This is a genomic window from Acidovorax sp. 93, from assembly GCF_003633835.1.
Classification (GTDB): Bacteria; Pseudomonadota; Gammaproteobacteria; order Burkholderiales; family Burkholderiaceae_C; genus Acidovorax; species Acidovorax facilis.
In genome coordinates, this window is record NZ_RBIT01000001.1 from 1324560 (window position 1) to 1348179 (window position 23620).

The window sequence follows — 23620 nt, forward strand, 5'->3', positions numbered from 1 at the left end:
ATCGGCGATTATGGCCCAGCTTGCAGGGCCCACCTCGTCACAAACCGTTACGTTGCTGTGCGCGCCGTCGCGCCATCTGCTCACCCACAAAATCTGTGGATAACTTTGTGGGCAACCACTGTTCCAGGCCACGCAAAGTGGCGCCACGCCGTGCTTGCAACAGATTGATGAAAAATTGCGCAATGAAAAAGCTATATAAATCAATAACTTGTACGTGCTCTGGTGTTTTGCGGGCGGTTTTTAGTTATGTGGCTGTGGTAACCGCCGCTGGCCAGATTCTGTGGAGTACTTGCGCGGTGCGCGCGGCGCAAACGCCCGCCGTTTCTCATGTTTGAGCGCCCCAGCCCCGCAGCGGCGCCGCGCGTCTGGGAAGTTGGCGCGCTATGCCGCGCCATTGCTGATGCTCTGGAGGCGCGCTTCAATCCTGTCGCGGTGCGCGGCGAGATCACGGGCTTCTCGCGCGCATCCAGCGGACATTGCTACTTCTCGGTCAAAGACGCGAACGGCCAGTTGCGCTGCGCCATGTTCCGCCGCGCCGCCAGCCTGCTTGACTTTTCGCCGCGCGATGGCGAATTGGTGGAAGTGCGCGGGCGCCTTTCGGTGTACGAGGCGCGGGGCGATCTGCAGTTCATTGTGGAAAGCATGCAGCGGGCCGGGCAGGGCGCGTTGTTCGAGCAGTTCCTGCGCCTGAAGGCGCAGCTCGAAACGGAAGGCTTGTTCGACAGCGCCCGCAAGCGCCCGCTGCCTTTGCAGCCGCGTGGCATTGGCCTTGTCACGTCCACCGGGGCTGCGGCCCTTCACGACGTGGTCACGGCGCTGCGCCGTCGCGTGCCGCACATTCCGGTGGTGCTGGTGCCTGCGCAGGTGCAGGGCGCCGCAGCACCTGCTTCGCTGGTTGCGGCGCTATCAAAACTGTATCTGCTTGTGCAAGCGGGACAGGCTTCAGGGGCTGATTTGGCCAAAAATCCCCCCATTGACGTGATCTTGCTGGTGCGCGGGGGCGGTTCCATCGAAGATCTCTGGGCTTTCAACGACGAACAACTGGCCCGGACCATCGTGCGAAGCCCCGTGCCGCTCATCAGCGGGGTGGGGCACGAGACCGACTTCACCATCGCCGACTTTTGCGCCGACCTGCGCGCCCCCACGCCCACCGCCGCCGCTGAGCTGGTGGCCCAGCCGCGCGATGTGTGGCTGGGGGCGCTCGGGCTGCTGGCTGGGCGTATCAGCGACGGCGTGCAGCGCCAGCTCGACACCCGGCACCAGCGGCTGGACCAGGCGGCGGCGCGGCTAGGCCGCCCGTCGGGCCTGGTGGCGCGTGAGCAGATGCAGCTGGCACGCCTGGCCCAGCGCATGCGCCATGGAGTGCTATTAAAATTGCAGCGGCTTGCGCAATCCCAGAAAGCGCTGGAGGCCGATTTCCCTCAAAAAATGCAACGGCGCCTGGTGCAGCAGGCCGAGCGGCTCGACCGCGCGGCCTTGCGGCTGGAGCTGCTCGACCCGCGCCTGGTGCTGCAGCGCGGCTACGCGCTGCTCACCGACACCGAGGGCCAAGCCGTGACCAGCGTGCGGCGTGCCCATCCCGGCGATGCCCTGCGCGCCACACTGGCCGATGGCGTGGTGGACGTGACGGTGGCCCAGCCGCGACTGCTGTAACGGGGTGATGTCGCGGCGCCGTAGAAGGCGCGCTTCTGTAGGACAGCAGCGGTTTGTGGTGCTGCAGACCGGATCTGGGTGGCCTCACGCTGCACAGGTCACCTGATGTTCCTACAATGCCCCCTTCGCGCTGTGTCCGACTGCATTGCTCAGGAAAGAAAAGCGTTGCAGATGGCATCCCGGAATTTCAAACCACAAGGAAACACCACCATGGAACATACCCTTCCCCCGCTGCCCTACGCCATCGATGCCCTGGCTCCGCACTACAGCCAGGAAACCCTGGAGTACCACCATGGCAAGCACCACAACGCCTATGTGGTGAACCTGAACAACCTGCAAAAGGGCACCGAGTTCGAAGCCATGACGCTCGAAGAGATCGTCAAGAAGTCGAGCGGCGGCATCTACAACAATGCAGCGCAAATCTGGAACCACACCTTCTTCTGGAACTGCATGGCTCCCCAGGGCGGCGGTGAGCCTTCTGGTGCACTGGCTGCAGCCATCACCGCCAAGTGGGGCAGCTACGCAGCCTTCAAGGAAGCGTTCGTGAAGTCTGCCGTGGGCAACTTCGGTTCGGGCTGGACCTGGCTGGTGAAGAAGGCCGATGGCAGCGTTGACATCGTCAACACCGGCGCCGCCGGCACGCCGCTGACCACCGCCGACAAGGCGCTGCTCACCGTGGACGTGTGGGAACACGCGTACTACATCGACTACCGCAACATGCGTCCCAAGTTCGTTGAGACCTTCCTCGACAAGCTGGTGAACTGGAAGTTTGCCGAAGCCAACTTCGCCTGATGCGCGATCCGCGCCCCGCGAGTGACCTGTCCTGATGGACTGAGGTCTGCGGGCAACAAAAAACGGCCTTCGGGCCGTTTTTTGTTGGGGACTTTGAGGCGTTTTTGGCATCTGGCGCTTGCTGGATAAGCGCTGGTAGCTATATAAATGATAGTAATTTACACTCCCGGATACTGGGAGTGCGATGTCGGCAAGACAGCGCTCGGGCAAGCGGCAGGGCCCAGGGCCAAGGCCTATGGGGTTGTGGCATCCCGATCTGCGCAAGTCCCTGGGTGGTCCTGCGTCACTTGCGGCTGAACAGCGCTCCACCCAGCTTGGCGCCTGCCTTGATGTTTTTCTTGGCAAACCATCCCTGGTTCATCTCCAGCACGTAGCGCACCGGTTTTGCCGAACAGTGCGAATCCAGCGTCTGGGGCTTCATGTCGGCCAGGTTCACGATGGTGCCGTCGTCATCCACAAACGCTGCTGTGAGCGGCAGCAGCGTGTTCTTCATCCAGAAGCACTGCTGCGCGGGTTGTTCAAACACAAACAGCATGCCCTCGTGCTGGGGCATCTCCTTGCGATGCATCAGGCCGGTCTGGCGCTCCTGGGGCGTGGCGGCCACCTGGGCGTCAATGCGGTGCATGCCTGCGGTCAGTTCCACACGCTGCAAATTCAGCTGGGGGCCGTCCTGGGCCTGGGCCGTGGTGAACGGCAGTCCCGCAGCAGCGGTCAACAGCGCGGCGGCCACGGTGCGCCGTGTGGCAGCGGAAAAAGGCAAGGCAAGTGCAAAAGCGGTCATGGGCAAGGCTTTCTGGACAAGGGGGCAGCGTCCGCACAAGGGGCGCCGAACCGGCGGGCAAAAGAAGGGAAAAGAACGGAAAAAGAAAACGCCCGCAGTAGCGGGCGATTTTGAAGCAATGTGCATGACCCCGCTAAGGGTGCTGCATGCCAGCGTCAGGCTGCCTTGTGGGTGGTCTTTTTCTTGGCGACCTTCTTGGTGGTTTTCTTTTTGGCCGTTTTGGTGGCCTTGGCCTTTGCCTTGGTTTTGGCGACGGGTGCCGGGGCAGCAGCTACAGGTGCAGCGGGTGCAGCCATGGGCGCTGGGGCTGCAGGGGCGGGGGCCGGAGCGGCTGCAGGCGCCTGTGCAAAAGCACTTGCACCCAACAGACCAGCCACCAGGACAGCGAGGAGTTTTTTCATATATGCCGTTTCCAGTGAAGGGGTTGAAAGAGAGGATCTGAAGCCGCGCAAACCTGCACGGCTTCGCCCGCAACGATAGCAGCGGCGCGCAGGCTGGCAGGGACTTTGCCCAAAAAATTGTCATTAGAATTGACTGGCTACCGAGCGCTTTGCCCCATCTGCTGAATCTGCTTCAGCTTCCACAGGAGACATCCCTTCCATGACCAGCTACCAGCACATCAAGGTGCCTGCCGAAGGCCAGAAAATCACGGTCAATGCCGACATGTCGCTGAATGTGCCGGACCAGCCCATCATTCCCTTCATTGAAGGCGATGGCACGGGGCTCGACATCACGCCGGTGATGATCAAGGTGGTGGACGCTGCGGTGGCCAAGGCCTATGGCGGCAAGAAGAAGATCCACTGGATGGAGGTGTATGCGGGCGAGAAATCCACCAAGGTCTACGGCCCTGATGTGTGGCTGCCCGAAGAAACCCTGCAGGTGTTGCGCGAGTACGTGGTGTCGATCAAAGGCCCGCTGACTACGCCCGTGGGTGGCGGCATCCGTTCGCTGAACGTGGCACTGCGCCAGGAGCTGGATCTGTATGTCTGCCTGCGCCCCGTGCAGTATTTCAAGGGCGTGCCTTCGCCGCTGAAAGAGCCCGAAAAGACCAACATGGTGATCTTCCGCGAGAACTCGGAGGACATCTATGCCGGTATCGAGTTCGAAGCCGAGTCGGACAAGGCCAAGAAGCTCATCAAGTTCCTGCAGGACGAGATGGGCGTGAAGAAAATCCGCTTTCCCAACACCTCGGGCATCGGCGTCAAGCCCGTCTCCATCGAGGGCACCGAACGCCTGGTGCGCAAGGCCATCCAGTACGCCATCGACAACGACAAGCCCAGCGTGACCATCGTCCACAAGGGCAACATCATGAAGTACACCGAAGGTGGCTTCCGCGACTGGGCGTACGCCCTGGCGCAAAAAGAGTTCGGTGCCGAGCTGATCGATGGCGGCCCGTGGTGCAAGCTCAAGAATCCCAAGACGGGCAAGGACATCACCATCAAGGACAGCATCGCCGATGCCTTCCTGCAGCAGATCCTGCTGCGCCCGGCCGAGTATTCGGTGGTGGCCACGCTCAACCTCAATGGCGATTACATCTCCGATGCGCTCGCAGCCCAGGTGGGCGGGATCGGCATTGCGCCTGGCGCCAACATGTCCGACTCGGTGGCCTGTTTTGAAGCCACCCACGGCACGGCCCCCAAATATGCAGGCAAGGACTATGTGAACCCCGGCTCCGAGATCCTGTCGGCCGAGATGATGCTGCGCCACATGGGTTGGATCGAGGCTGCCAACCTGATCATCAGTTCGCTGGAGAAGTCGATTGCCTCCAAAAAGGTGACTTACGACTTTGCCCGCCTGATGGACGGAGCCACCCAGGTGAGCTGCTCGGGTTTTGGCCAGGTCATGATCGACCACATGTAAGCCAGCGCGGCTTTTGCGCCGTTTCGCAAGCCCCTGTTCCCTTGTTGGTGCAGGGGCTTTTTGTCGTCTGGCGGCTGCAGGGCTCCGCCCAGGGCCAAACTGCCCCGATGGTCGGCGGCGCGGAACTGGCTGTGGCATTTCAGAGTTGGCAATCGAGAGGCTTCCCGCCTAAGATGGGTCCAGCCACGGGCCCGCGCGGGCGATGGCACGGGCTTGCATCCGCAGTCGCACACAAACACAACAACGGGATGCAGAGGGATGGGTCCCCACAGGGAGTTCTGCATGGCATCTGATTTTTCTGCCGCATATTGGGAGCAAAACCCCGATGCGCTGCTGGTGCTGTCGCCTGAGGGGGTGGTGCTCAACTGGAACCCGGCTGCCGAAGCGATCTTTGGCTATGCACCGGCAGAGGCTCAGGGCAGGCGCCTCATTGATCTCATTGTTCCCGAGAACCGGGCCCACGAAGAAGACGAGATCCGGGCCGAGGCCCTGCGGGGCCTGAGCAGCACCGTGCACGAGTCGGTGCGCCGCCGCAAGGATGGATCGCTGGTGCATGTCAACGTGTCCACCAAGGCCGTGCGCGACGAAGCTGGCCAGCTGCTGTACTTTCTGTCGAGCAAGAAGGATGTCACCCAGCTCAAGGTCCAGCGCGAGGCCAAGCTGCTGGAGGCGCGGTTCCGTGACCTGCTCGAATCCACACCCGATGCGATCGTGATGGTCAACGTGACAGGCCGCATCGTCCTGGTCAACTCCCAGGCCGAGCGCGTGTTTGGCTATGAAAGGACCGAATTGCTAGGGCAGGCCGTGGAGGTGCTGTTGCCACACCGCTACCGGGGCGCGCACCTGGGGCACCGCAGCGGGTTCTTTGGGGCGCCGCGCACGCGCACCATGGGGGCGGGGCTGGAGCTGCATGGCCTGCGCAAGGATGGCGGCGAGTTTCCAGTGGAGATCAGCCTGAGCCCGATCCACACCGAAGAAGGCGCGATGGTGATGAGCGCGATCCGAGACATCACCGACCGCAAGCGGGCCGACCAGAAGTTCAAGGACCTGCTCGAAGCCGCGCCGGACGCGATGGTCATCGTTGACCGCGACGGCCGCATCGTGCTCGTCAACTCGCAGGCCGTGAAACTGTTTGGCTGGAGCCGCAGCGAACTCCTGGGTCAGAAGATCGAGCTGCTGGTGCCAGAACGCTTCAGCGGTCGGCACCCTGAGCACCGCCGCGGCTTTTTTGCCGAACCACGCTCCCGCTCCATGGGGGCGGGCCTTGATCTGTTTGGTTTGCGCAAGGATGGTTCCGAGTTTCCAGTCGAGATCAGCCTGAGCCCGCTGGAGACGGAAGAAGGACTGTTTGTCTCCAGCGCGATCCGCGATGTGACGGAGCGCAAGCGGATCGAGCGGGCCTTGCGCGACAAGAACCTGGAGCTTGAAAATGCCGCCTTGGTCAAAGACCGCTTTCTGGCCAGCATGTCCCACGAACTGCGAACCCCGCTGAACGCCATCATCGGTTTCACGGGCACCTTGCTCATGCAGCTGCCGGGGCCGCTCAACCCGGAGCAGGACAAGCAGTTGCGCATCGTGCAGACTGGGGCGCGGCACCTGCTTTCGCTCATCAACGACCTGCTCGATGTGGCCAAGCTCAGCGCTAACAAGGTGTCGCTCCACAAGGAGCTGCTTGACTGCCGCAGCATTGTTGCGGAGGTCGCCGCCACGCTGGAGCCCGAAGCCGTGCGCAAGGGCCTGGTGTTTAATGTGCATGCTCCCGCCCAGGCAGTTCAGTTGCACACCGACCGCCGGGCCTTCAGCCAGATTCTGATCAATCTGGTGGGCAATGCCATCAAGTTCACGCCGCAGGGGCGTGTGGATGTGGTGCTGGAGGAGACCTTGTCGGCCCAGGGGCGCACTGTGCAGGTTCAGGTGCGCGACACCGGGCCTGGCATTCCGCTGCAGGAGCAGTCGCGGCTTTTCGAGGCCTTCTCCCGGGTCGAAAGCGCCGACCGGCGTCACCACGAAGGCACCGGCCTGGGCCTGCACCTGAGCCGCAAGCTTGCCGAAGCGCTGGGGGGCAGTGTGGGGCTGGAGAGCGCCGAAGGGCAGGGCAGCACGTTCATTGTGGAGTTTCAGGAGACCAGCGCATGAAAGCCACCATCCTGGTCATCGAAGACGATGATGCCAGCCGGCAACTCGTCACCTACCTGCTGGAAGCCGCGGGCCACCGTGTGCTGGCCGCCGAAAACGGCGCCCTGGGCCTGGGGCTGGCGCTGGCCGAGGGGCCCGACCTGATCCTGTGCGACCTGCAAATGCCGGTGATGAATGGCTATGAGGTGGCACAAAGCCTGCGCTCGCACCATGGGTGGCGTGTGGTGCCGCTGGTGGCTGTGACCGCTTTTTCGATGCCGGGTGACCGCGAAAAGGCCCTTGAGGTGGGTTTTGACGAGCACCTGTCCAAGCCCATCACGCCCGAAACCTTCGTGAGCCAGGTCGAGGCGTTTCTGGGTTCTTCATTCCACGCGCCGCCGGGCGCAGCCTGACGTTGGACCCCGGGTAGCATGGCCAAGATCCTTGTTGTCGATGACCTGCCGGCCAACCGTGCGCTGGTGGTCACGCTCATCGGGCACAGTGGCCACCAGGCCCTGGAGGCCGCAGACGGTGCCGAGGCCCTGGCCCTGGTGCGTGCCGAGCGTCCCGATCTGGTGATCTCCGACATCCTGATGCCGACCATGGACGGGTACGAGTTTGTGCGCCAGCTGCGCACAGACCACCAGCTCGCCGCAACCCAGGTGATCTTCTACAGCGCGCACTACCGCGAGCAAGAGGCCCGCAACCTGGCCCTGGCTTGTGGGGTGACGCAGGTGCTGGTGAAGCCCTGCGAGCCACAGGACATCACCTCGGCCATTGAACGGGCCTTGTCGCAGGTGCCGCCGCAGCCCTTCCACCCGATGGAGCACAGTTTTCAGACCCGGCACCTGCAGCTCATGACGGACAAGCTCACGGGCAACGTCGCCGAGCTGGAGGCCATGAACCGGCGTCTGGCGGCCCTGACCGACCTGAACCTGCAACTGGCCTCCGAGCGCGACCCGCAGGTGCTGCTGGCCAATGTATGCCGTGGCGCGCGCGAACTGGTGGGGGCGCAGTATGCGGTGCTGTGTGTGGTGCGCAAGCAAAGCGATGCCTCCATCGTGTGCACCAGCGGCATCGAGCCTGCGCTGAGCGGGCTGCTGGACCTGCCCGTGGTCTCGCACGGCCTTCTGGGGCAGTTGCGTGCTGCGCGCCGCTCTGAGCGGCTGGTCAATGAAAGCGGTGCGCCGAGCGACATCGGCCTGCCTGCAGGCTACCCGCCACTGCACTCCGGCTTGATTGCGCCCATCACTTCGCTCTCGTTCTCCTATGGCTGGATCTGCCTGGCCAACAAGCAGGGGGAAGAAGCGTTCACGGCCGACGATGAAAAAGTCCTGGCCGTCCTGGGCGCGCAGGTGGGTCGTATCTACGAAAACGGCAGCCTTTATATCGAGATCCAGAAGCATGCCGAGCAACTGCAGGTGGAAGTGTTCGAACGCCAGCGGGCCATGGACGCGCTGCGCGCCAGCAAAGCCAGCCTGCGAAGGGCGCAGGCACTGGCAAAAATCACCCATGTGATCAGCGGTGCTGATGGTGCTTTCGAGAGCTGGCTGGATACGCTGCCGGATATGCTGGGGCTGGGGGCCGATGCCATGCCCAAGTCCGCGCGCGAGTGGCTGGCGCTGGTACACCCGCAAGACCGCGACATGTTCCGCCAGCATGCGCTGCAGGCTGCACAGCAAGGCGCCCGCCTGGATTTCACCTACCGCCTGTTGCGCGCAGATGGCGAACTGCTGCATTTGCGCCAGGTGATGGAGCCCTTGGAGGATGAGGCTGGCCGGGGCGAGCAGGGCCGTTGGTTCAACACCATCCAGGATGTCACCCGGGAGAAGCGCGCCGAGGAAGAGTTGCACGAAAGCGACCGCCGTTTCAATGACATGCTCGACAAGGTCGAGATGATCTCGCTGATGCTCGACTGCGAAGGGCGCATCACCTATTGCAACGACTACCTGCTGCGCCTGACAGGTTGGGAGCGTGAAGAGATCGCTGGCCGCAACTGGTTTGACATGTTTGTGCCCCCTGAGATGGGCAATGTGCGCAGCGTGTTTGCCGATGTGCTGGCGGACCGGCCTTCGGCCTGGCACTACGACAACGAGATCCTCACCCGCTCGGGCGAGCGGCGCCTGGTGCACTGGAACAACACCGTGCTGCGCTCTGTGGGCGGACAGGTGACGGGCGTGGCCGCGCTCGGTGAAGACATTACCGAGCGCCGTGAGGCCGAGCGCAAGATCAAGCGCCTGAACCGCGTGTACGCGATGCTCAGCGGCATCAACACGCTGATCGTGCGGGTGCGCGACCGCGAGGAACTGTTCCGCGAGGCCTGCCGCATTGCGGTGGAGCACGGCCATTTCCGCATCGCCTGGATCGGCCGCGTGGACCGCGCGGCGCAGCAGGTGGTGCCGGTGGGGCTGTCGGGCGTAGAGGCCGATTTTGTGCACAACATCCGCGACCGACTGGGTTTGTTTGACGTTCCCACACCGGGTGAAAGCCTCGCCGCCGCAGTGGTTCGCACTCGCAAGGCCGTGCTGTGCGACGACATCAGCGGCGACCCGCGCGTGATGCTGCGCGATCAACTGCGCCAGCGGGGTGTGGCCAGCATTGCGGTACTGCCCATCCTGGTGGGCCAGGAGGTCGCCGCCACACTGGCCCTGCTGGCAGACGAGGTGGGCTTCTTCGACGAGGCCGAGATGAAGCTGCTGACAGAGCTGTCCGGCGACATCGGTTTTGCCCTGGACCACCTCGACAAGGAAGACCGGCTGAGTTACCTCGCCTATTACGACGAAATCACCGGGCTGCCCAACCGCACCCTTTTTCTGGAGCGCACCGGCCAGCACCTGCGCCCGCGTGAGGGCACACGGCCTCTGCTGGGTATTGCGCTGATGGACATCAGCCGCTTTCGCTTTGTCAATGACACGCTGGGGCGGCAGATGGGCGACGAACTCCTCAAGCAGGTCGCGCAGCGGCTGCAGCACGCCAGCCGCGATGTGTACGACGTGGCACGCATTGGCATCAACAGCTTCGGCATCGCTGTGACCGACGCACGCGATGCGGGCGCGGTGGCCATGGCGGTGGACTACCTCCTGCGCGCCTGTTTTGACACACCCTTTGCGCTGGGCGGCACCGAGCTGCGCATGGCCGCCAAGGCTGGCGTGGCCTTGTACCCCATGGATGGCGCTGATGCCGAAACGCTGCTGCGCAATGCGGAGGCCGCCGTCAACAAGGCCAAGGCATCGGCAGACAGCCTGCTGTTCTACATGTCGGAGATGAATACCCGCGTGGCCGAGGCCCTGGGCATGGAAGGCCGCCTGCGCGATGCCCTGGAGCGCGGGCAGTTTGTTCTGCACTACCAGCCCAAGCGGTGCCTGTCCACTGGCGCCCTGGCAGGCGCAGAGGCCCTGATCCGCTGGAACGACCCTGAGCGGGGGCTGGTGCCGCCGGGGCTTTTCATCCCCATCCTGGAGGAAACCGGCCTTATCTACGACGTGGGGCGCTGGGCGCTTGGGCAGGCACTGGCAGACAACCAGCGCTGGCGGCAGGCCGGCCATGCGCCGCTGCGGGTGGCGGTCAACGTGTCGTTTCTGCAGCTGCGCCACCGCAGCTTTGTGGCCGAGGTGCGCGAGGCGCTGGCCTTTGACCCGGCCGCAGGGGCCGGGCTGGAGCTGGAGATCACCGAGAGCATGGTCATGGAGGATGTGGAGCACAGCCGCAGCAGCCTGCACGCCCTGCGCGAGATGGGCATCACGATTGCCATTGATGACTTCGGCACCGGGTTCTCATCACTGAGCTACCTGGCGACGCTGCCCGCTGACACCCTCAAGATCGACCGCTCTTTCATCATGGGGATGGATACCGGACCGCAAGGGCAGGCGCTGGTCTCCGCCATCATCAACATGGGGCACTCGCTGGGGCTCAAGGTGGTTGCCGAAGGCGTAGAAACGGACGAACAATGCGGCCGGCTCGCGCTGCTGGGCTGTGACGAAATCCAGGGCTACCTGCTCAGCAGGCCGGTGGCCGCCGAGGTGTTTGAAGCCCGCTTCCTAGCTTCCTAGTCCACTGAATCCGAGAAATTGGCGGTGCGCCGGGGCAGCGGCGGGTGATGCACTGGTGAGGCGCTACGCCCAATGCAAAGCAATCGCAGCGGAGGATTTGCTATTGTATTGATAGCTGTTAGTGCTTGATAGATAAGCGCTAGAGCCAATTTTCATTGAGATTTCAAGTGGTGGCCGCTGCCGCCAGCTGCGCAAAACGTGCCAGCAGGCTGGCCGATTCTGGCGTGGCCTGTACACCTTGCTCCAGCGCTGCCACATCCATGCCCGCGCGTTGCAGCGCAGGCGCAAAACACGCCACGTAGTCGCGCATCACCACGTCGCTGAACTCGGGGTGAAACTGCACGCCCCAGGCACAGGGGCCGACGCGGAACGCGTGGTGCGGCTCGTGGGCGTTGGCGGCCAGCGCCACGGCACCAGGGGGCAGGCGCCGCACCGTTTGCTCGTGCACCACCTGGGCGCCAAAGCGGGCTGGCAGGTGGCCCAGCAGGGCGTCGCCCTCGGCACCGGCCAGGCGCTGCACGGCCACGGTGCCTATCTCCAGCCCGGCGGGGTGGCGCGCCACCTCGCCGCCCAGCGCGTGGGCCAGCAGCTGATGGCCGTAGCAGATGCCCAGCACGGGCACCCGGGCCGCCACCACGCTGGCCAGCCATGCAGCGGTGCGCTCGCTCCAGGGTTCGCGGTCGGTCACCATGGCGGGGGAGCCGGTCACCACCACGCCCGCTATCTGGCCGGGCTCTGGCCATGCGGTGGCGGTGCGGGCGTCCAGTGTCTGCAGCGCCAGCTGCGTGCTGGCGGGGGCTTGGTTCAGGCCGCCCGCAATCCAGTCTTCAAAGTCGCCATGCCGGGCCCGTTGGGGGGGCAGGGTGTCGCCGGTCTTGATGATCCAGAGGGTGCGGGAGGGTGTCGCTGTCATGCGGCGAGCATAGTGGCGGCGGGCTCCTTGCCAGCGCTCGCGAAGTCCAGCGTGCGGGTGCCCACGGCGGCGGCCAGGTGCGGGTCGTGGGTCACCAGCATCAGCGCGGCGCCGGTGTCTTGCACCGCGTGCAGCAGCACCTGGATGGCCTCCTGCTGCGTGATCGGGTCCAGGCGCGAGGTGGGCTCGTCGGCGAACAGCAGCGCCGGTTGCGCCACCAGCACGCGCGCCAGCGCAATGCGCTGCAACTCGCCGCCCGAGACTTGGTCGGGCCTGCGCGCCAGCAGGTCCTCGGGCACGCGCAGCTGCGCCAGGCGCTGCTGCACGGCCTTCCAGTCGCAGCGGTGCAGCCGCGCAGCATCGCGCAGCGACTGGGCCAGGCTGATGTGCGGCGCAAACGAGCCCACCGGGTCCTGGTACAGCTTTTGGAACGCATGCGGGCGCAGCCGGGCGCTGCGCTCCACACGGCCCGTGTCGGGCGCCACCAGGCCCAGCAGCACATTGCCCAGCGTGCTTTTGCCGGTGCCGCTCGGGCCTTGAACGGCCAGGCGCTCGCCGCTGCGCAGTTCCAGGTCCAGCGGCGCAAACAGCTTCTGCGCACCATAGGCTTTGGAGATGCCATTCGCTTGCACGACCGGCTCGCCCAGCGTGGGCGCGGCAAACGGCAGCCAGTGGGCCGGGTCGGCCTGCAGCAGCTGGCGGGTAAAGGCGTGCTGCGGCGCGGCGGCCACGGTGTGGATGTCGCCTTGCTCCACCGCCTGCCCGTGGCGCAGCACGATCACCTGGCCGCCCAGCGCCTGCGCCACTTGCATGTCGTGGGTGATGGTGAGCAGGCAGCCGCCTGCCTTCAGCACGCCCTGGAACAATTCCACCATGCGGCCGCGCCAATGCGCGTCCAGGCCCTTGGTGGGCTCGTCCACCATCAGCACCGGAGCGCCCCCAGCCAGGGTGATGGCGGCCACGGCGCGCTGGGCCATGCCGCCCGACAGTTGCCAGGGGTAGTGGCTGCCTGCACCGCCCAGGCCCGCAGCGCTCAGCACCTGTTCGGCCTGCGCGCTGGCGGCGCTGGGGGGCTGCTGGTGCAGCAGGCGGTACACCTCGGCCAGCTGCGGTGCCACGCGGGCCAGGGGGTTGAGCGCCAGCGAGGGCTCCTGCGGCAGCAGCGCCAGCTTGCGGCCCCACAAGGCGCGGCGCGCGGCGGCGTCCTGGGCGCCGGTGGTGGTGCCATCCAGCGTGATCTGGCCCGTGGCCTGCAGCGCAGGCGGCAGGTTGCCCATGATGGCCTGGGCCAGCAGCGACTTGCCCGCGCCGCTTTCACCCACCAGCGTGAGCGCCTCGCCCGGCCGCAGGCTGAAGCCGATGTCGCGCAGCAGCCGCTTGCCGCCCACCTGGATGCCCAGGCCCTCCACGACCAGCAGGGCGTCGGATTTCAAAGGCGTGGTCATGCGGTCTCCCGGTCGGGGTTGAGCAGCATCATCGCGGCCACCAGCCACACCAGCAGCGCGGTGGGGGCGGCAATGAGCCACGGGGCTTCTTCGTAGTAGGGCATGGCCTCTGTCATCATCAGGCCCAGCTCGGGCGTGGGCGGCTGCATGCCCACACCCACAAAACCCAGCGCGGCCAGCGCCAGCACGGCTTGCGATGTGGTGAAGGCCAGCAGCGTGCCCAGCGTGGGCGCGAGCGCAGGCAGCAGGTGGCGGCGCAGCACGTATCCGCGCCCAAAACCCAGCAGGCGCGATGCCTGCACCGCGTCGCCCGCCAGCACGGGCCGGGCCACCGCGCGGCTCACGCGGAAGTATTCGACCCACAACGCGGCCGACAGGCCCGCATACAGCGCCCACAGCGCGCCGGGCGCCAGGGCGGCAATCAGCAACACTAGCAGCAGGCCGGGGATGGCGAGCACCGAGTCCGACAGCATGAGCAGCGCCCGCTCGGTGCGCCCGCCGCGCCACGCGGCGGCAATGCCCAGCAGCGTGCCGGGCACGGCGGCGCTCACGGCCGCCAGCAGCGCCATGCCCAGCGACAGCTGCGCCGCATGCGCCAGCCGCGCTAGCGCCGATCGGCCCAGCACATCGGTGCCCAGCCAGTGCTGGGCGCTGGGGGGCGCCAGGGTGTTGCGCAGGTCTTGCACCACCGGGCTGGCGCCCACCAGCCAGGGGCCGAGCAGGGCAAACAGCGCCAGCAGGCCGAGCAAGGTAATGCCCAGCACGGTGCGAACAGGCCAGCGGAGAGGACGCGGGGGGACAGAAGGCACTGCCTCAGCGCCCCCGTGGATCTGGCTTTGCCAGGCCACCGGGGTGCGTCCCCCCTCTGGGGGGATGGCGCGCAGCGACTCAGGGGGGCTGCTCATTTCGCCACCTTCTGGGTATGCCGAGGGTCCAGCGCGAGGCACGCCGCATCCACCAGCAGGTTGAACACTACAAACAGCACCCCCATGCACAGGGCCGTGCCTTGCACCACCGGGATGTCGCGCCCAAACACGGCGTGCACCAGCGCATGGCCGATGCCGGGCCAGGCAAACAGCGTCTCCACCACCAGTGCGCCCTCCACCAGAAACAGCGCCTGCACGCCCAGGTAGGCCGTCACCGGTACGGCGGCATTGCGCAGGCCGTGGTGCACCAGCGCCTGCCAGTCGCTCAGGCCCTTGGTGCGCGCAAATTCGAAAAAGGGCGATACCACCACCTCGCGCATCGCGGCGCGGGTCACGCGCGCCAGGCCTGCGGCCAGGCCCAGTCCCAGCGTGAGCGCGGGCAGCACCAGGCTGGCCTGGCTCTCGTCACCGCCCGCAGGCAAAAAGCCCCACTGCACCGCCACCAGCAGGATGAGCAGCACCGACAGCAAAAACGGCGGCAGCGCGCGCAGCACCACGGCCATCAGCCAGCTGGCCTTGTCCACCCAGCCCTGGGGCCGCAGCCCGGCCCACACGCCCAGGGGCACGCCCACGGCAAAGGCAATGGCCAGCGCGGCGGCAGACAGGCGCAGCGTGGCGCCCAGGTGGTGCGTGACCTCGTGCCACACCGAGCGCTGCGACACCAGCGACTGCCCCAGGTTGAAGGTGGCCATGTCGCGCCACCAGTGCAGCAGCGCCAGCCAGCCGGGGCGGTCCAGCCCCAGCTCGGCGCGCACCGCGTCGGCGGCGGCGTTGCTCACCAGGTCGTAGCCATAGCGGCCCGCCGCCACGCGCATGGCCAGGTCGCCCGGCAGGGCGCGCACCATCAAAAAGCACAGCGTGCCGATCAGCAGTGACACGGCCAGCACCTGCACCAGCCTGCGGCCGAGCAGGGCTGCCCAGGGTTTTGACATCAAGGGGTTCATGGGTTGTTCCACTCCATGCCGGTCAGGCGGTAAGAACGCTCCAGCGGGTCCAGCGTGACGCCCGCCAGCCGGGGGGCCACGGCCACATGCTGGCGGTACCACGCCACGGGGATCACGGGCAGCTCCGTTTGCAGGGTGTGCGTGATGGTTTGCCGCAGCGCGCGCGTGCGCTCGGGCGGCGTCTGGGTGCGCGTCAGCTCTCGCAGGGCCTGCACCACGGTGTCGCTGTGCCAGCCCATGGCGCCCCAGTCGCCGCCCTGGGCGGCAAAGTCGCCCGCCAGCGTGCCTGTGGGGTCGGGCACGTTGGCGTAGTTGCGTGCCGCCAGCGCCAGTTGCAGGCTGCCGTCGCGGTGGCCCCGGGGCACGTCGCCCGAGTTGCCGATGCTTACCTTCACCGCCATGCCCGCCAGTCGCCACTGCTCCTGCAAGGCGGTGGCAATCAGCGGCAGCTCGGGCCGGTCCACAAAGGTGCGGATCACCAGGTGCAGCGGCTGGCCCTCAGCATCGCGCAGGCCGTCGCTGTGGCGCTGCCAGCCAGCGGCCCGCAACAGGCGCGCGGCGGCTTCGGGGTCGTGCGGCAGCGGGGGCAGGTGCGGGTTGTGCCACGCGCCCAGCGTGGGCGGCAGCAGCTGCGTGGCAGCCAGCGCCTCGTCGCCCATCAGCGCCAGCGCAATGCCCGCGCGGTCGATGGCCAGGCTCAGCGCCTGGCGCACGCGCACGTCGCGCAGCGCAGGCATGCCCGCATTGAGCTTGACGATGACGGTGCGCGGCAGCGTGACCGAGGCAATCCGCACTGCGGTGCGGCGCGCCAGTGTGGGGTTTTGCGCATGGCGCTGCAGCCGCCGCAGGCTGGCCGGGTCCAGCCCGTAGGCCAGATCGGCCTGGCCGCTCTCGGCCATCAGCGCGCGGGTTTCGGCACGGCTGGCGGCCAGGTAGCGCACGGCGGCAATGGCGGGGCGCGGGCCGTCGTAGGCGTCAAACACCACGGTCTCGACCTGCTGCGGAGGCACCAGCACCGCAATGCGGTAGGGGCCGCTGCCAATGATGCTGCGCACCTTGCCGTCGGCCCCATAGCTGGCCGGGGCCAGCACCATGGTGCTGGAATGCGCCAGCAGCGCGGGCAGGGCGGTGTGGGGGCGCTGCAGGCGGATCATCACTGTGCCTTCGTCAGGCGCGGTGATGGATTCGATGGGCGCCTGGCTCAGCAGTGCGGGCGCCACCTGCGCGGCCTGCAGGCTGCGCACCACGGCGGCGGCCGTTACCGGCGTTCCGTCATGAAAACGCGCCCCGGGCCGCAGCTCAAAGTGCCACACCAGCCCATCCGCCGACCGGCGCCAAAGCCGCGCCAGCGCGGGCCGGGGCTGGCCGTCGTCTGCCGCGTCCAGCAGGGTTTCGGTGACCTGCATGCGCGTGAACACATAGCCGCTGCTGGCGGGCGCCAGGCCACTGATCTCCCACGGGCCGACGATTTGCAGCGGTGCGGGGGGGGAGGCGGGTGGTGTGCCCTGCGCCCAGGCAGCGGGCAGGGCGCCCGCCGCCAGCGCAGCCACGGGAGCTTGCAAGGCACGGCGCCGCGTCAGGGGTTTGGGGACGGCTGAAAGTGTTGTCATGCAGTTCACCGGCACCACTCAGAACTTGGCTTGCAAACCCACGGTAACCGTGCGCGCCGCCCCCGGCGCCACCCACACGCGGCTGTACGAGCTGGTGTAGTGCACCTTGTCAAACACGTTGTCCACGTCCAGCGACAGGTTCAGCGTGGGGCTCAGGCGCCAGTACGCCATCAGCTTGGCCGTGGTGTAGCTGGGCAGCTCAAACGCGGCGGTGCCTGCATTCGCCTCGGCCTGAGTGCGGGCCTGGCCCAGGCGCTTGCCCATGTGGGTCACGCCACCGCCTACGCCGTAGCGCTGGCCGTTGGCCAACTGGTTTTCGTACACCGCCAGCACGCTGCCGTTCACACGGGGCACGTTCAGCAGGCGGCCGCCCACCTCCAGCGTGTTGTCGCGGGTCACCTCCACATCGTTGATGACCAGGCTGGCATTCACGCGCCAGTGGGTGCTCAGGCGGCCGGCCAGGTCCAGTTCCAGCCCCCGGCTGCGCACCTCGCCAGCGGCGGCCGAAAATCCCGCGTTCAGCGGGTCGCTGGTCAGCACATTGCGCTTGGTGATGTCGAACAGTGCCGCCGTGGCGCCCAGGCGCTGGTCGGCGCTCTCCCACTTGGCGCCCAGCTCCAGCGCGCGGGATTTTTCGGGGTCAAAGCCATTGCCCGCCACATTGCTGCCCGTGTTGGGGCGGAACGAACTGCCCGCGTTGGCATACACCGTCCACCCCGGCGTGGGCAGCCAGCTCACCCCCAGGCGCGGCGACACGGCCGAGGGGCTTTGCGCCGTGGTGCGGTTGGTGATGCGGTTTTGCAGGCTCTGGTCATAGTTGTCGGCCCGCAGCCCGGCCATCACGCGCCACTGCTCGCCCAGCTTCAGGGTGTCTTGCAGATACAGCGCCGTGTTGCGCTGCTTCTCCAGCGTGTCGGTGTTGCGCCCGGGCGTGGGCTGCGACTGGCCGTACACGGGGTTGAAGATGTCGATGGCATACGGCGCGGCAGTGCTGGGGTTCACGCGCAGCATCACCGAATCCATGCTGAACCGGTAGCTTTCCACCCCCACCAGCAGCTCATGCTCCAGCCCGCCCGTGCGCAGGTTGCCCTGCAGCTCGGCCTGCACGGCCACGTCATCCGATTGGAAGTCGCGATGGCGCCGCTGGCGCGTCAGCGTGCGGCCATTGGCTTGCAGCGCCGTGGCCTCGGTCGAGAAGCCCTCCATTCCCGTCTCGCGGTACGACAGCCCCACGCGGCTGCGCCAGTCGGGATTCCACTCGTGCGACAGCACCAGCTGGTGCGTCTGGTTGGTCACCGTCACATCGCCATCGGCAGGCTCGCCCAGAAAGCGGCTGGCGGGCACCGCGCCCAGGCGGTTGTTGACCGCCACCACGCCCCGGTCCAGCGGCGTGGCGTGGCGCAGAAATTCGGCCGTGTACTCCAGCACCGTGTCGGGCGAGAGCTTCCAGGTCAACGCCGGTGCCACTACCTGCCGCTGCGCGCGCACATGGTCGCGAAAGCTGCCCTTGTCTTCCACCGCCACGTTCAGGCGGTAGGCCAGCCGGTCGTTGATGGGGCCGGTGGTGTCCAGCGCCGCGCGGCCCAGGCCGTAGCTGCCCGCGTAGGCCTCCACCGAATGGGCGGCCTTCCACAGCGGCTTTTTGCTCACGATGTTGAGCGTGCCGCCGGGCTCGCTGCTGCCATACAGCGCGGCCGCCGGGCCCTTGAGGAACTCCACCCGCTCCACCCCCGCCAAGTCGCGCGGCGCGTTGAAGCCCCGGTTGGACGAAAACCCGTTGAGCAAGGTCGCCATGCCCGTGTTCTCGTTGCCCGGCAGGCCCCGGATGGCGATGTTGTCCCACAGCCCGCCAAAGTTGTTCTGGCGCGAGACCCCGCCCACATAGTCCAGCACATCATCGAGCCGCGTGGCGCCCAGGTCGTCCAGCGTCTGGCGCGACATCACGCGCACGGATTGCGGCAGCTCGCGCAGCGGCAGGCTGGTCTTGGCGCCCTCGGCCTCGTCGGCGTAGTAGGCGCCCGAGGCACTGCGGCCCACCACGTCCACTGCCGACAGGGTGGGGGCGGTGACGGCATCGCCGTCTGCGGCCCAGGCGGGGTGGAGAGAAGCCAGCAGGGCGGTAGCCGCCATGGCCGTCAATGTGGGGCGCGGCAGGGGCGCACGGCGTGAAGAAGAATCAGGAGAAGACGAAGAACGCATGGCAAACCAGTCCAGAAAAGCAGATGAACGCAAAAACGGGGCCCGGCGCGCCTGGAGAGGAAGCGCACATGGCCGCGTGCCCGCACGCACCCCACGGGGGTGAATGCAAGGGCAAAAACGAAAAGGGGATGCGCTGGGGAGCGCAGGCTGGCTGGGGCCCGACGCGTGTCAGGCCCGCTGGGCTGGCGGAGGATCGCGTGCAGCAAACGGCCAGCGCACCTGCTGGGCCGTGATGGGGTTTGCGCTGTGCGGCGCAATGGCGTTGGGTTCTGCGGGGAGTTGCGGTTGGCGGGCCGGTGCATGCGCCAGCCCCGCCTCCAGCGCGTGGGTCAGGCACCAGGCGCAGGTGGTGTGTGTCTCTTCGCTGTGTTCGTCGCTGGCTGTGGCGTTGTTTGTCAACGCATCCACATCGCCTGCGCTTGCCGAGGCTGTGGCGCTGCGCACCAGCTCCTGAATGTGCCGCGCCTCATGCAAGGGCGCGCCCGCCAGCGCGTTGAACAACGCCACCAGCAGAAGCACGATGTGGAAAGGCAGGGCGGGAATGGTGCGGCGCAGCATGGGGATGCGAATCATACTCAACTGCGAGTGGGGTACTTGGTGGACTAATTTTGGGAGCTCAGATACCCGTTACCCGACTCGGCGCGAAACTGGGATTTGGCTGGTTACAGAGGCTAAAAATGGAACGTTCAAACCTGATGGAGGCAGCTCGATGGGCACCATCCGGCTCGGCCCACTAATACGGCACGGCGGTTTTTCACTTGCATGTGCTTCGCATAGAACTACCATGCTTTGAGATAGGAGTGCTTATGATTGAACGATTTCGAGACGGCTTGGATGCAGGACTCAAGGCGCTATGGAAACCGCCCTTTAGGAGTGGCGTTCGGAACGGTGGATTCGAGCAGACACTGCGAAATGTGTGTATGCCCTACATAGAAGATCGGACGCGAAGAACGGCGTTCACGGAATCTGGACAACGCGCCGACCTCCTGCTTTGTGGCGCAGAGGACAACCCAGAATCACGCACGAGATGCGAGTTTAAGGTGAACTTCGCTGCTCAACACAGTTTGATTCCGGCCCGCATTACAGAGGCGAAGAGTCAAATTGAGAGGAGGCCCGGTCCGAAAAAGCAGGCAGCTGATGGCATCGTTGTCTATGCGATTGCTGAGCTTGTGATGCTCGACGACGACGAAAAACTTCAGGCCCATCTGCATAATAAGCACGTAATTCGTACGACATACAAAAAATTTATCGATCCGGCCGCTTCTAGCGCTCGAATGCGGGAAGCTGAGAAATTCTTCAGGCTCCACCATTTTGAGAGGATGCCTTCTGAACTCGAGCCGCTTAAGTTGGATGACGGCTCTGGGCTAGCAAGGCTAAATGTTTGGACGTTTTACCAGCCTCCCATATCTCGATGAAAGGCTCGATCTTGAACATCATTCAGATGCTCTATCAATCAGCAGGGCACCACTTTGTGACCCTTTCTTGTATACAAATCATGCCTAACGGGCAGAGCGATAAAGCGCTGATGTTCTCCGGATTTTTGGTAGAGATTGACGAACTCTGGCTCTACGTCACCGCAGGGCACATTCTTGAAGACATTAAAGCTGCAATTTCTGCAGGTGCAGAGTTTGATAGGTGGCGCTTAGATGACAGCGCCGCAAAAAATCCGTTCAATGGCTTTGCGATTCCCTACGATTTTCGAATTGATGATTGGATGGTTATCCGAGATAGTGAGCAAGGGCTTGACTACGCCGCTCTCCCGGTTGCCGACTTCTACCGAGCGCAGTTGGAAGCGGGCGGCGTAAAGCCGCTCTGTTCTAGGGCTTGGGGGACCCACTTAAATGCCAATGATGGGTGGGCTTTGATTGGTATCCCTTCCGAATCGGTTCATTTTGATGGCACCACTCATTTGACGGCAAAAGTCGTCACGATTCCGCTCCAAAAAAGCCCCGTGCCGCCGACTGCCGGCGACAAGTCTGCTAATCAATTTTACGCAACGTTTGCAGCAAGCCCAGAGGGGTATATTGACGATCTGGACGGTATGAGCGGTGGCCCAGTTTTCTCACTTCATAAGCATGAAGGTATGGACTGGGAGTATCGGGTTATCGGAGTACAGAGTGCCTGGTACAGGATGCAAGGTGTTCTTGCGATTTGTCCATTTGAATCATTTGGTAATGCAATAGCCCAGGTTGTTGCTGAGGCTCAACGCATTAGTGCCTCTCAAGGCGGCTCTGAAGAACAAAAGTCGCATTAAAACAGGTTTTAATGTTCATCTCGAAATAATCTAAGTTTTTTTGAACTCCGGTCTGCCAAATAAAACGCCAGCAGTGGCTGGCGTTTTATTTGGTTGATGAAAGACTGCTGATTACCCCTTCTGCACCATCTTAATAATGCTGGAAAAATCCAGCCCCCCATGCCCCGCCAGGCTGTGCGCCGCATACAGATTGCGCGCCATGCCCCCCAGCGGCGTGGCAGCCTTCACCGCCATCGCGTTCTCCTGCGCCAGCCCCAGGTCCTTGAGCATCAGGTCGGTGCCAAAGCCCCCCGCGTAGCCCTTGCTGGCGGGCGCGGTTTCCATCACGCCGGGGAAGGGGTTGTACTTCTCCAGCGCCCAGTTGCCGCCCGAGCTGCGGCGCATGATTTCGCTCAGCACCTTGGGGTCCAGGCCGTTGGCCACGCCCAGGGCAATGGCTTCGCTGGTGCCCGCCATCAAAATGCCCAGCAGCATGTTGTTGCAGATCTTGGCCGTCTGGCCTGCGCCCACGCTGCCTGCGTGGAAGATGTTGGCGCCCATTTTTTCGAGCACGGGGCGGGCGCGTTCCAGGTCGGCGGTGTCGCCGCCCACCATGAAGGTGAGGGTGCCTGCGATGGCGCCGCCAGTGCCGCCCGACACGGGTGCATCGATAAAGGCCACGCCCTTGGCCTTGGCGGCCTCGGCCACTTTGCGCGAGGTGGCGGCTGCGATGGTGGAGCAGTCGATGATCAGCGTGCCCGCAGGCAACTGGGCCAGCAACTCGCCCGCGCCGAGGAACAGGCCTTCCACATGTTGGCTGGCGGGCAGCATGCTGATGACGACTTCGGCACCCGCCACGGCGGCCTTGGCGTCGGCGGCGATGGGCACGCCGTCTGCGGCCAGCTTGTCGCGGGCGGGTTGCGAGAGGTCGAATGCGCGCACTTCGTGGCCTGCCTTGTGCAGGTTGTGTGCCATGGGGCCGCCCATGTTGCCGAGGCCGATGAATGCGATTTTCATGCTGTGTTGCTCCTGGATGTCGTTGTGATGGTGAAAGGGAAGGTGTGTAGGTTTGGTATGAATTTGATAGCTAGAAAGGCTTGTCCATCGAGCGGTAACGGCCTAAAAAGCTTGAAATCTAGGGGCTGATGTCGGCCCCGCGCTGGGCCAGCTCGGCGCGCAGCACCGAGCGGTGGCAGCGGGCTTCGTCCTCGCAGTAGCAGCCCAGCGACATGGCGCTGTGGTGCGACAGCGCGGCCAGCAAGTCGAGTGTGCGGCTGGCCTCGGGCTGGGCCAGTTCTTTGCGGAACTGTTTGGCGAAAGCCTCCCACGCCTTGGCGCCTTCCTGGCCGATGGGCACCTGCTGGCCCTGGGCCATGAGGTCGGCGCTGGGCGAGAGCAGGGGGTACCACACGTCGTAGTAGTCGCGGCTGGCGAACTCGGCCTTGGGCACGCCACGCGGCGGGCGGCGCACGGTGCCGATGCGGGTGCCTTCCCCAGCGGCGCGCGGGGTGCCAAGGCGGACGATGCGTAGGGGCATGGTGGGGCTCCGGGTCGTGGTAGGTAAGGGTGGCTCAGTCGTCGGCTTCGAAGATGCTGTGCTTCTTGGCAGCGGTTTTTTTCGGCGTCTTGCGGGTGGCGGATGGCGCTTTTTTGCCCGCCGCTGGGGAGCCGGTCTTCTTGCGCGGCGATGCCTTGGCCAGCGGGTTGTAGGCCAAGGCTTCATCCACCCAGTAGTTCCATTGCGTGCGGGTGGCGTAGCCGTTGGGCTCCACCCAGAAGTAGCCCTGCATGCCGCCGCCGGGCGAGAGTTCGCGGGTGTTCTGCATCTCCTGTAGCTCGCCGTGGCGCTCGGGCGGTAGGCGCACCAGCAGGTCTTCGCCCTTGACGGCGATGCACATCTTGCCGTCCACAAAAAAGGCGTAGGTGCCGAACAGCGGCCGCTCTTCCACGTCGCTGCGATGCGCGAGCGCCGTGCGCACAGCGTCGATCAGGTGCAGCGTTTCGTCGGAGAGGGGGCGGGCGGGCATGGCTTCTGATTCACATGGGCTGATGAGGTAGCTATCTCAGATGGCTCTCACTCCCTCTCCCCTTGTGGGAGAG

At 65.2% G+C, this 23620-nt stretch carries 20 protein-coding genes; 8 read left to right on the top strand and 12 right to left on the bottom strand.

Annotated elements, in window-relative coordinates; translation table 11 throughout:
* The first annotated feature begins 327 nt into the window (after positions 1-327).
* Both xseA and C8C93_RS05995 read left to right on the top strand, forming a co-directional pair.
* Entirely contained in the window at positions 328-1653 is a 1326-nt protein-coding gene (gene xseA / locus C8C93_RS05990) for an exodeoxyribonuclease VII large subunit (protein ID WP_121506236.1), read from the top strand.
* Positions 1654-1863: 210 nt separating this feature from the next.
* Positions 1864-2445 carry a superoxide dismutase gene (locus C8C93_RS05995; protein ID WP_121506237.1) on the top strand — a complete coding sequence of 194 codons (582 nt, stop codon included), beginning with the start codon at positions 1864-1866 and terminating at the stop codon, positions 2443-2445.
* Between the two features lie 283 nt (positions 2446-2728).
* On the opposite strand, the gene C8C93_RS06000 is transcribed toward C8C93_RS05995, so the two are convergent.
* Together C8C93_RS06000 and C8C93_RS06005 are read right to left on the bottom strand one after the other, a co-directional pair.
* Positions 2729-3226, bottom strand: a complete 498-nt coding sequence (locus C8C93_RS06000; protein WP_055396050.1) for a DUF192 domain-containing protein — start codon at positions 3224-3226, stop codon at positions 2729-2731.
* Between the two features lie 155 nt (positions 3227-3381).
* The gene (locus tag C8C93_RS06005) at positions 3382-3627 is read right to left on the bottom strand and encodes a hypothetical protein (protein WP_055396052.1); all 246 of its coding nucleotides are present in this window, start codon (positions 3625-3627) and stop codon (positions 3382-3384) included.
* A 199-nt stretch (positions 3628-3826) separates the two neighbouring features.
* Between C8C93_RS06005 and icd the strand changes: the two genes are divergently transcribed.
* The 4 genes from icd (at position 3827) to C8C93_RS06025 (ending at position 11250) form a co-directional block, all read left to right on the top strand.
* Positions 3827-5086 carry an NADP-dependent isocitrate dehydrogenase gene (gene icd, locus C8C93_RS06010; RefSeq protein WP_055396054.1) on the top strand — a complete coding sequence of 420 codons (1260 nt, stop codon included), beginning with the start codon at positions 3827-3829 and terminating at the stop codon, positions 5084-5086.
* A gap of 282 nt (positions 5087-5368) precedes the next feature.
* Complete coding sequence (locus tag C8C93_RS06015) at positions 5369-7222, top strand: PAS domain S-box protein (RefSeq protein WP_121506238.1); 1854 nt, start codon at positions 5369-5371, stop codon at positions 7220-7222.
* Positions 7219-7614, top strand: coding sequence for a response regulator (locus C8C93_RS06020; RefSeq protein ID WP_055396057.1), 396 nt, complete (start codon positions 7219-7221; stop codon positions 7612-7614). Before C8C93_RS06015 ends, C8C93_RS06020 begins: the two co-directional genes overlap by 4 nt.
* 18 nt (positions 7615-7632) lie before the next feature.
* On the top strand, positions 7633-11250 hold the full coding sequence (locus C8C93_RS06025) for an EAL domain-containing protein (protein WP_121506239.1): 3618 nt from the start codon (positions 7633-7635) through the stop codon (positions 11248-11250).
* A gap of 163 nt (positions 11251-11413) precedes the next feature.
* Here C8C93_RS06025 and C8C93_RS06030 read toward each other — a convergent pair whose 3' ends face one another.
* The 7 genes from C8C93_RS06030 to C8C93_RS06060 form a co-directional block, all read right to left on the bottom strand.
* Complete coding sequence (locus tag C8C93_RS06030) at positions 11414-12163, bottom strand: glutamine amidotransferase (protein WP_121506240.1); 750 nt, start codon at positions 12161-12163, stop codon at positions 11414-11416.
* Positions 12160-13608, bottom strand: a complete 1449-nt coding sequence (locus tag C8C93_RS06035) for an ABC transporter ATP-binding protein (protein WP_121506241.1) — start codon at positions 13606-13608, stop codon at positions 12160-12162. The genes C8C93_RS06030 and C8C93_RS06035 overlap by 4 nt, the downstream gene beginning before the upstream one ends.
* A complete protein-coding gene (locus C8C93_RS06040) occupies positions 13605-14513 on the bottom strand; it encodes an ABC transporter permease (RefSeq protein WP_121506242.1) in 909 nt (302 codons plus the stop codon). Before C8C93_RS06040 ends, C8C93_RS06035 begins: the two co-directional genes overlap by 4 nt.
* Entirely contained in the window at positions 14510-15478 is a 969-nt protein-coding gene (locus C8C93_RS06045) for an ABC transporter permease (RefSeq protein WP_121506243.1), read from the bottom strand. The genes C8C93_RS06040 and C8C93_RS06045 overlap by 4 nt, the downstream gene beginning before the upstream one ends.
* Positions 15475-17088, bottom strand: coding sequence for an ABC transporter substrate-binding protein (locus C8C93_RS06050; protein ID WP_233559243.1), 1614 nt, complete (start codon positions 17086-17088; stop codon positions 15475-15477). Before C8C93_RS06050 ends, C8C93_RS06045 begins: the two co-directional genes overlap by 4 nt.
* An 18-nt stretch (positions 17089-17106) precedes the next feature.
* Positions 17107-19218 carry a TonB-dependent siderophore receptor gene (locus C8C93_RS06055; RefSeq protein ID WP_121506245.1) on the bottom strand — a complete coding sequence of 704 codons (2112 nt, stop codon included), beginning with the start codon at positions 19216-19218 and terminating at the stop codon, positions 17107-17109.
* Between the two features lie 237 nt (positions 19219-19455).
* Entirely contained in the window at positions 19456-19860 is a 405-nt protein-coding gene (locus C8C93_RS06060; protein WP_121506246.1) for a DUF2946 family protein, read from the bottom strand.
* 347 nt (positions 19861-20207) lie between these two features.
* Between C8C93_RS06060 and C8C93_RS06065 the strand changes: the two genes are divergently transcribed.
* Together C8C93_RS06065 and C8C93_RS06070 are read left to right on the top strand one after the other, a co-directional pair.
* Positions 20208-20702, top strand: a complete 495-nt coding sequence (locus C8C93_RS06065; protein ID WP_147433733.1) for a hypothetical protein — start codon at positions 20208-20210, stop codon at positions 20700-20702.
* The gene (locus C8C93_RS06070; protein WP_121506248.1) at positions 20699-21541 is read left to right on the top strand and encodes a hypothetical protein; all 843 of its coding nucleotides are present in this window, start codon (positions 20699-20701) and stop codon (positions 21539-21541) included. Before C8C93_RS06065 ends, C8C93_RS06070 begins: the two co-directional genes overlap by 4 nt.
* A gap of 111 nt (positions 21542-21652) precedes the next feature.
* Here C8C93_RS06070 and mmsB read toward each other — a convergent pair whose 3' ends face one another.
* Genes mmsB through C8C93_RS06085 form a run of 3 tightly spaced genes read right to left on the bottom strand, consistent with a single transcriptional unit; the run spans position 21653 to position 23547 of the window.
* The gene (mmsB, locus tag C8C93_RS06075) at positions 21653-22600 is read right to left on the bottom strand and encodes a 3-hydroxyisobutyrate dehydrogenase (protein WP_255424301.1); all 948 of its coding nucleotides are present in this window, start codon (positions 22598-22600) and stop codon (positions 21653-21655) included.
* A 55-nt stretch (positions 22601-22655) separates the two neighbouring features.
* Complete coding sequence (locus tag C8C93_RS06080) at positions 22656-23057, bottom strand: DUF488 domain-containing protein (protein WP_121506250.1); 402 nt, start codon at positions 23055-23057, stop codon at positions 22656-22658.
* A 34-nt stretch (positions 23058-23091) separates the two neighbouring features.
* Positions 23092-23547, bottom strand: a complete 456-nt coding sequence (locus tag C8C93_RS06085) for a TfoX/Sxy family protein (RefSeq protein WP_121506251.1) — start codon at positions 23545-23547, stop codon at positions 23092-23094.
* Between the last annotated feature and the right edge of the window lie 73 nt (positions 23548-23620).

Bases quoted from the DNA above. Each gene is read 5' to 3' on its own strand.
- xseA (WP_121506236.1), top strand. From the start codon at position 328: ATGTTTGAGCGCCCCAGCCCCGCAGCGGCGCCGCGCGTCTGGGAAGTT.
- C8C93_RS05995 (WP_121506237.1), top strand. From the start codon at position 1,864: ATGGAACATACCCTTCCCCCGCTGCCCTACGCCATCGATGCCCTGGCT.
- C8C93_RS06000 (WP_055396050.1), bottom strand. From the start codon at position 3,226: ATGACCGCTTTTGCACTTGCCTTGCCTTTTTCCGCTGCCACACGGCGC.
- C8C93_RS06005 (WP_055396052.1), bottom strand. From the start codon at position 3,627: ATGAAAAAACTCCTCGCTGTCCTGGTGGCTGGTCTGTTGGGTGCAAGT.
- icd (WP_055396054.1), top strand. From the start codon at position 3,827: ATGACCAGCTACCAGCACATCAAGGTGCCTGCCGAAGGCCAGAAAATC.
- C8C93_RS06015 (WP_121506238.1), top strand. From the start codon at position 5,369: ATGGCATCTGATTTTTCTGCCGCATATTGGGAGCAAAACCCCGATGCG.
- C8C93_RS06020 (WP_055396057.1), top strand. From the start codon at position 7,219: ATGAAAGCCACCATCCTGGTCATCGAAGACGATGATGCCAGCCGGCAA.
- C8C93_RS06025 (WP_121506239.1), top strand. From the start codon at position 7,633: ATGGCCAAGATCCTTGTTGTCGATGACCTGCCGGCCAACCGTGCGCTG.
- C8C93_RS06030 (WP_121506240.1), bottom strand. From the start codon at position 12,163: ATGACAGCGACACCCTCCCGCACCCTCTGGATCATCAAGACCGGCGAC.
- C8C93_RS06035 (WP_121506241.1), bottom strand. From the start codon at position 13,608: ATGACCACGCCTTTGAAATCCGACGCCCTGCTGGTCGTGGAGGGCCTG.
- C8C93_RS06040 (WP_121506242.1), bottom strand. From the start codon at position 14,513: ATGAGCAGCCCCCCTGAGTCGCTGCGCGCCATCCCCCCAGAGGGGGGA.
- C8C93_RS06045 (WP_121506243.1), bottom strand. From the start codon at position 15,478: ATGAACCCCTTGATGTCAAAACCCTGGGCAGCCCTGCTCGGCCGCAGG.
- C8C93_RS06050 (WP_233559243.1), bottom strand. From the start codon at position 17,088: ATGACAACACTTTCAGCCGTCCCCAAACCCCTGACGCGGCGCCGTGCC.
- C8C93_RS06055 (WP_121506245.1), bottom strand. From the start codon at position 19,218: ATGGCGGCTACCGCCCTGCTGGCTTCTCTCCACCCCGCCTGGGCCGCA.
- C8C93_RS06060 (WP_121506246.1), bottom strand. From the start codon at position 19,860: ATGATTCGCATCCCCATGCTGCGCCGCACCATTCCCGCCCTGCCTTTC.
- C8C93_RS06065 (WP_147433733.1), top strand. From the start codon at position 20,208: ATGCCCTACATAGAAGATCGGACGCGAAGAACGGCGTTCACGGAATCT.
- C8C93_RS06070 (WP_121506248.1), top strand. From the start codon at position 20,699: ATGAAAGGCTCGATCTTGAACATCATTCAGATGCTCTATCAATCAGCA.
- C8C93_RS06080 (WP_121506250.1), bottom strand. From the start codon at position 23,057: ATGCCCCTACGCATCGTCCGCCTTGGCACCCCGCGCGCCGCTGGGGAA.
- C8C93_RS06085 (WP_121506251.1), bottom strand. From the start codon at position 23,547: ATGCCCGCCCGCCCCCTCTCCGACGAAACGCTGCACCTGATCGACGCT.